The organism is Kitasatospora sp. NPDC058046, assembly GCF_042885595.1.
Taxonomy (GTDB): domain Bacteria; phylum Actinomycetota; class Actinomycetes; order Streptomycetales; family Streptomycetaceae; genus Kitasatospora.
The window spans coordinates 23,578-29,944 of sequence record NZ_JBHVRS010000025.1; the positions used below are offsets into that span (position 1 = coordinate 23,578).

8 protein-coding genes are annotated in these 6,367 nt (G+C 75.8%); 2 read left to right on the top strand and 6 right to left on the bottom strand.

What is annotated here, in order from left to right; translation table 11 throughout:
- Positions 1–364: 364 nt before the first annotated feature.
- Together ACFVU7_RS36560 and ACFVU7_RS36565 are read left to right on the top strand one after the other, a co-directional pair.
- Positions 365–880 carry a hypothetical protein gene (locus ACFVU7_RS36560; RefSeq protein ID WP_388049822.1) on the top strand — a complete coding sequence of 172 codons (516 nt, stop codon included), beginning with the start codon at positions 365–367 and terminating at the stop codon, positions 878–880.
- A gap of 200 nt (positions 881–1,080) precedes the next feature.
- The gene (locus ACFVU7_RS36565) at positions 1,081–1,314 is read left to right on the top strand and encodes a hypothetical protein (RefSeq protein WP_388049825.1); all 234 of its coding nucleotides are present in this window, start codon (positions 1,081–1,083) and stop codon (positions 1,312–1,314) included.
- Positions 1,315–2,272: 958 nt separating this feature from the next.
- Here the strand turns inward: ACFVU7_RS36565 and ACFVU7_RS36570 are convergent.
- The 6 genes from ACFVU7_RS36570 to ACFVU7_RS36595 form a co-directional block, all read right to left on the bottom strand.
- Positions 2,273–2,953 carry a hypothetical protein gene (locus tag ACFVU7_RS36570; RefSeq protein ID WP_388049828.1) on the bottom strand — a complete coding sequence of 227 codons (681 nt, stop codon included), beginning with the start codon at positions 2,951–2,953 and terminating at the stop codon, positions 2,273–2,275.
- Positions 2,954–3,178: 225 nt separating this feature from the next.
- A complete protein-coding gene (locus tag ACFVU7_RS36575) occupies positions 3,179–3,652 on the bottom strand; it encodes a hypothetical protein (protein WP_388049831.1) in 474 nt (157 codons plus the stop codon).
- Between the two features lie 189 nt (positions 3,653–3,841).
- The gene (locus ACFVU7_RS36580) at positions 3,842–4,399 is read right to left on the bottom strand and encodes a hypothetical protein (RefSeq protein ID WP_388049834.1); all 558 of its coding nucleotides are present in this window, start codon (positions 4,397–4,399) and stop codon (positions 3,842–3,844) included.
- A 256-nt stretch (positions 4,400–4,655) separates the two neighbouring features.
- The gene (locus tag ACFVU7_RS36585) at positions 4,656–5,129 is read right to left on the bottom strand and encodes a hypothetical protein (RefSeq protein WP_388049837.1); all 474 of its coding nucleotides are present in this window, start codon (positions 5,127–5,129) and stop codon (positions 4,656–4,658) included.
- A 467-nt stretch (positions 5,130–5,596) separates the two neighbouring features.
- Positions 5,597–6,013: a hypothetical protein gene (locus tag ACFVU7_RS36590; RefSeq protein ID WP_388049840.1), complete on the bottom strand. Its 417-nt coding sequence runs from the start codon at positions 6,011–6,013 to the stop codon at positions 5,597–5,599.
- Positions 6,010–6,321 (bottom strand): hypothetical protein, encoded by a 312-nt coding sequence (locus ACFVU7_RS36595; protein WP_388049842.1) that lies wholly within the window; start codon positions 6,319–6,321, stop codon positions 6,010–6,012. Before ACFVU7_RS36595 ends, ACFVU7_RS36590 begins: the two co-directional genes overlap by 4 nt.
- Positions 6,322–6,367: the final 46 nt, after the last annotated feature.

Sequence of the window (6,367 nt, forward strand, 5' to 3'; positions counted from 1 at the left end):
AGCCGTGTGCCCACCCCCAGAGCACCCCGGCCCGGACACTGGCGGGTGTCCGGACCGGGGCCCCGAACACCCCCGCCCCGGCGGCGTCCTGGACAGCCGACACCCGGGGCTCAGACCCACCCGTACCGCCCCCCGTGCCTCCCGGCCTGTCGTCGGCACACCGCCGGGAGGCACCCCTTCCGTTGGACGCCGGGCCGTGGAGAGGAGGACATGGGGCCCGGGCGCCCGAGCCCCGACCGGGCGGCAGCGGCACGCACGCTCACCGGGCGGGACATCCCAGACTCCCTCACTCCATGCTCCCGCACCACCGCGCAGCGTGCCACCCGAGCCGCCCGCCGACAACCCACCACCCATCGAGGACACCATGAGCGACACTTCCGGCCCCGACAGCTACCAGCCCCGCGACAAACGGTGGCGCGTCGAGTACGAGTTCCGGGGCCAGGGCCCACTGGGCCGCCTGCCCGGCCTCGGCGGCGTCAACGGCTACGCCGCCCACGACACCTTCGAGCGCGTGGCCGCCCACGTGATCGCCACCGCCGCCCGCCACCGCCACCCCGGCGACCCCGCCCCCTCCGACCTCGGCCAGGTGCTGCTGACCCACGCCCGCCGCGTCGCCCACGACATCGGCCACTGGCACTACGAACCCGACCCCGGCACCGACCCGGACCCGGGATGGGCCACTGTCACCATCACCCACCACCCGCGCCGACCCGCCGTCACCGTGAGCCCGCACCAGACCCGGTACCCGACCGCGGCCGCCGACGGCCACGACGACGCACCCGCCAACAGGCACGACACCCCGAACACGAACATCGAGGACACCGCCCGCGCCGCTCTCGGCATCCCGCCGCGCGCCCCGCACACCACCACCGACGACTGAACACCGGCACGCACACACCGAAGCGGATGCCCGCGGCCAGCCCAGCCGCGGGCACCCGCCCCCTCGACTCCCCTCCCCTGCGCGGAAGGAGACCCGGATCCCGATGGTGGCCCGCCACCGCACCCGCCGCCATCCCCCACAAGGATGACGACCCCCACCCCACCCGCCCACCCGACACCGACGAGGACCCTCCGACACCGATGAAGACCCCGCCCGCACCCCGCCGGAACACCGACACCCCCGAACCCACCCCCGAGCAGCGGGCGGAGATCGTCCGCCGCTACCAGGCCGGCGAATCCGTCTACAAACTCCGCCGCGAACTCGGCGTCCCGGAGACCTGGCTGCGCACCCGCCTCGGCGACTGGGGCGTGACCCTGCGCGGCTACGCCGAAGCACGCAAGGCGAGCCGGGAGTACAGGCGCCGGACCCGATGACCGCCCCCTCACCTCCCCGCACGACGCCACCGACCGGGCAGTCCCCGCCCACACCGAACACACCGTGCAACAGGCCACCGAGGCGAACCCGGACCCTCCCGGACACACAACCACCCGCCGGCCCACAAGCGGGCGAACACCGCCACCCCGCCCCCACCGGGCTCCCCCGAGCCCTACCGAATCACCACCGACACGAAAGAGGCCACCACCACCCACCCCTCCCCACCCCGTACCCACGCCTCCCGCACGCACGCGCCGCGCGACGGACCCCCCGCCGAACACCGCCGCCACGAGACCCCCGCGACCCGCACCCGCACCCGCACCCGCACCCGCACCCCCGGCTACACCGCCCACTCCGACGCCCGGGGCGACCGACCACGGCCCGCGCACAGTGGCACGCCGACGACCCACAGCCCCCGGGACGACAGCCACGCAACGACCCTCCACCGCCACCGGACACCCAGACCGACCACCCGACGCCGACACCGACCACCAGGACGAGAAGCTGTGGACCCCCACCCGTAACAGGACCCCACCACGCCAGTACGCAGGAACGTCGGTCGCACCGCCCGCAGGCCCTCCGCCCACCCCTGAGGACCGCCAAGCGGGCCGCCACCGAGACCGAACACCAGACCATGATCAGACACCTGGTCACCGCCGCCCTGCCCGCCATCGCCCAACACCACCGCACCCGCGGCGACGTCGGCACCTGGCCGTCATGTACCGCTGCGCCCCCGGCCGGCTCCACGAACAACTCGTCAAGGCCGGGCACATCGACCCCGACGACGCCCGCTACACCCCGGCCCCGGGGAGGGTATCCCCGTGCCGTGCCGGGCCGGAACGGACGGGTGGCGGTGCGCGGCGGGCGTCCATGTGGGGCCAGGATCCTTCCTGGTCGCCGCCCGGGCCCCGGACCGCGGCGGTTCCCCGCCCGGGCCGACCGGGGGCACTGTGCCCCTCAGGTACGGTCGTCGTCCGCCGCGAGGGGGCCGGGGTCCGAGGCGATGAGGGAGGCGAGGACGACCCGGGCCAACTCGTCGGCGGCCGCGCGTGGCAGGGTGACGGGTTCGCCCCGGCCGGCGGCGGCCACGGCGGCGGGGGCAAGACGGAGGGGAACGGTGAGGGCGGCCAGCGCGATCGTGTCGAGGAAGTACCGGCGCTCGTCCTCGTCGACGGCGGGAAGGAGGCCGGCGGTGTGCTGCGGGGCGCGCGGGCGTTGCCCGGCGCGGGCGGGCACGCTGCCGGGAACGGGGCGGTCGTCCGGCCGGCTCGCGGCGACGGGTGGGGCGGGCGGGGCGGTGGCGGGCGGGGTGCGGGTGAGGGTCAGGTAGGCGGTGCGTTCCTCCCAGGTGATGGTGTAGCCGTGGCGCGGGGCGCGGTCGACGGCCCACCGGTACTGCTCACGGATCTCGTCCAGACCGCCGTGTTCGTCGAGGTCGCGGCCGGTGAGCTGCACGCCGCCGGCGTAGCGGTAGTGGAGGGTGATCCTCACGGCGGCCTTCACCTCCTGGATACCGGTACGGCCGCCGCGGGCGGTCGCGTGGAACCCGTCGGTGGTGCCGGGCTGGTGGACGGGCAGGCCGAGCGTGGCGAGGAGGCGGCGGGCCTGGTCGGTACTGATCTTGGCGGTGTCTGCCATGGTCGGTGTCTCCGTACGGGACGGTCGCGGGCGGGCAGGGGGTCCGGCGCACTCTACCGCCGGGCCCTGCCCGGGCCGGTCCGGGCCAGCGGGCACCGGCCGGGACGGGCCAGCGGGCACCGGCCGGGACGGGGCGTGGAGTGCTGCTGGTGGCCGCCGGCGGGACCGGACCCCGCACCTGACCCGTCCGGTGCCGGACGGGGCAGGTACGGGGTGCGGGGCGGGTCAGGGGGCGGGGATCCAGCCGTCGGCGGTACGGCGCAGTACCGTCCACTGGATGAGGTGGTGGTGGGCGGTGCGCGGGAGCAGATGGGCGTGGTGGGCGATGGTGTCGGTGGTGACGGGCAGACCCGTGCTGTCCCACAGGACGGCGAAGGTGTAGAGGACGGTGATGGCTCCCGTGCTGAGGTCGGGGTTGGCGACGACCAGTTCCAGGGCCCGCGGGCCGAAGGCGGGGAGCGTGCCGGGGCGAGAAGGGGCGGCGGGGCGGACGCCTCCGGTGCTGAGGTCCACGACGAAGGCGGCACGGGTGTCGACGTCGAACACCTCGAACTCGTCGCTCTCGCGAGGGCCTCGCCCGCGCATCACGTCGGCGGCCTCGTGGGCGGCGTCGAGAGGGCTGTGTGCGTGGATGGCCCCGGTGGTCCACGACACCTCGTAGTGACGCTGCGTCTCCGTGTCCTCGGTGTCCGAGGACAAGGCGGCAGAGGCTGTGGTGGGACGGTGGGACATGGTCCTCCTCGGAGGGTCAGGTGATGCCGGGGTTGCCGGCCGGGACGGCTCGCGCACGGTCGGGGAAGGTGCGGGGCGCCCCGGCCCCGGGGCCGGGGCCGGGGCCGGGGCCGGGGCAGGGGGGGCGGGGCCGGGGCAGGGGGGCGGGGCGGGGGGTCAGAACGGCGCCTGTGCGGGGACGCGTTCGGGCCGGGTGAGGTGCAGGCGCAGCCAGGGCCGGATCCGGGGGCAGGTGCACACGGCTCGGGAGCCCGCCTCGGGCTCGTGGGCGTAGCGGCCGCAGGGGAAGCAGTCCTCGTCGGTGACGGGCGCGTGCCAGTCGCAGTCGAACTCGGGCAGGCGTCGCACCCGCACGCCGGACCGGTCGAGGGTCACGCTCCACGGGCCGACCGTACGGGTGCGGCCGCAGCGGCCACCGGGCCCGGTGGCGAGGGGGCCCGCCGGTTGGAAGGCGGCGTCGGGGTGGCGGTGCGCCCAGCGCTGCCACACCCGGCGCGGGTAGTGGCGCAGGGCGCCGCGCTCGGGAGCCGGGTCGGTGGCGTGGGTGTCGGTGAGGGCCGCGCTGACGGTGAGCGCGAGGGCGGGCTGGGGGCCGTCCCACCGGTCGGGGTCCAGCGGGTGGGGGCGGGTGAGGGCGGCGTTCAGATGGCCGGGGGCGGTGGTCAGGGCGAGGATCCAGCCCCGAAGCGAGAACTGGCGGGTGTGCACGGCCATGCGGGTGTCCTTCCGAAAGGGCGCGAAAAGCCCGGGGCGGGGCGCAGCGGGGCGGGGCCCGATGGGCGGAGCGGGACGAGGGTGCCGGGCAAGCCCGCGCGGCGGGAACAGCTCACGGCCACCGGGCGGGAACAGGACTCACCGTAGGAGCGGCAGAGGGCCGGTCAACCCTGTCGACCGGCGTGCGGGACACCCGCCCGGCCCCGGACCGCGGGCCCGACCCCTCGTCTTTTGCGTCAGCGCGGCGCTTCACCGGTCACGGCCGCACGGTCCCGCCGGCGGCGCGCCGGTGTTCGGCCGGCAGCGGCGAGGGCGCCGCGGACCGGGTGATCTGACGCATCGTGGTCACTGCCACGCCGAGCTGGTCCAGGGCCTCGCCCCGCACGCCGCTGCACACCGCCCGGTGCGCCTCACGGACGATCTCCTGGACGCCGCTGATCGCGGACAGGAGCATCGTGGCGGAGCTCTTCGGCAGCGGCCGGACCGGGAGAAGCCTGTCGAGGGCCGCGCGGGTCTGCTCCAGCAGATCACCGACGATGGCCAGCAGGCGGCGCAGCGAGGCCGTGTGCGGGATCGTCTTGTGGGTGCCGGGCAGGAGCATGAGGCGGTCCAGGTCGGCACGGAATCCGAGGCCGGACGCGAGGCACTTGACCTCTTCCTCGATGGCATGGACCTCTGGGAGGTGGCACTCGGCGGCAGCTTCCAGGTCGCGGGGATCGACACCGGTCATGGGCTGGCTCCTTGAAAAGGGGGTGTACGGGCCGAGGCCGGCACGGGCGGGAAGGGGCCGTGTGCTCGACCCGCGGGCCGGGTACGGCCGCGCGGGCGGCGCCGTGGGCGGCTGCCGCCAGGGGCCGGGGAGTACGGGCGTGCGGGGCGTGGCGGCGCTCCGCGCCCCGGTCCGGGCAAGCCCGCAGGGCCAAAACGGGGCCACGGCCGCCGGGCGCGGCACTCGGGACACACCGTAGGTATGGGAGGCGGCCGGTCGACCCCGGCAGCCGGGAGCAGGCCGGGGCGGCGGTCCGGGTCGGTAGCGGTCCGGGCGAAGGGGGGCGGCCTCGGCAACGCCCCCGTGCGTGGGGCAGCCTCCTCGCCCCGGCACGGTGCTCGGCGCCCTGCCCGCAACGCCCCCGTGGGTGGGGCAGCCTGCGGAGCCGTCGTCGCGGACGGCGGCTCCGCAGGCCGGAGGGGATCGGTTCAGGGGGTCCGCGTGCGCACGCGGCGCAGGCGCACGGCCATGCCGGGGCCCGGGTTGACGCCGTACCAGCGGGTGTCGTCGGCGCCGGTGGCGTGCCGGGTGTGGCGCTGCCAGGAGCCGCCGGTGGGAGTGCGGGCGGTTCGGGGCCGCTGGTGACGGTCGGCGGTGTCGATGGCGGCGAGGACGCCGCCGCTCCAGGTGGTGGCGTCGGTGGAGACGTGGGCGACGAAACGGGTGGAGGCGGCCGTGGTGTGCCGCGCCTGGTCGTCGGAGCACGGGCAGCAGTGGGTGGTGCCGGTGACGGGGTCCGTGGCGGATCCGGTGCCGCAGCCGCGTGTGGGGGTGGGCCGGTGCCCGCAGTCCAACGTGGCGCACGGGACGGGAGCAGCCGGTGGCCGGCGGCCGGCGGCGGTCACAAGCGGGTGTCCTTGCCGGTCGGTGCACCGTTGGTGTCACCGGGTTCGGCGCCGTCGGCGATGAGCCGGCGGCGGATGTGGTTGCGGTCCGCTTCGCTCAGGGCCGCGCCGGGGTACGGCGCGAGCATGGAGTCGACGGCGGGTATCAGCTCGCTGACGGTGGTGATGAATGGCTCCAGGCCCAGTACCTGGAGGGGCTCCCTGTGGCCGTTGCTCTCCCACAGCTGGGCGAAGACGTTGCGCAGCGGGCGGTCGTAGCCGAACTGCAGGTCCAGGGTGTCGGTGAGCGTCATGGTGTAGCGGGACATGGGGCTTCCTCGGATGGTGGTGGATGAACCGGGGTGGTCGTGTGCG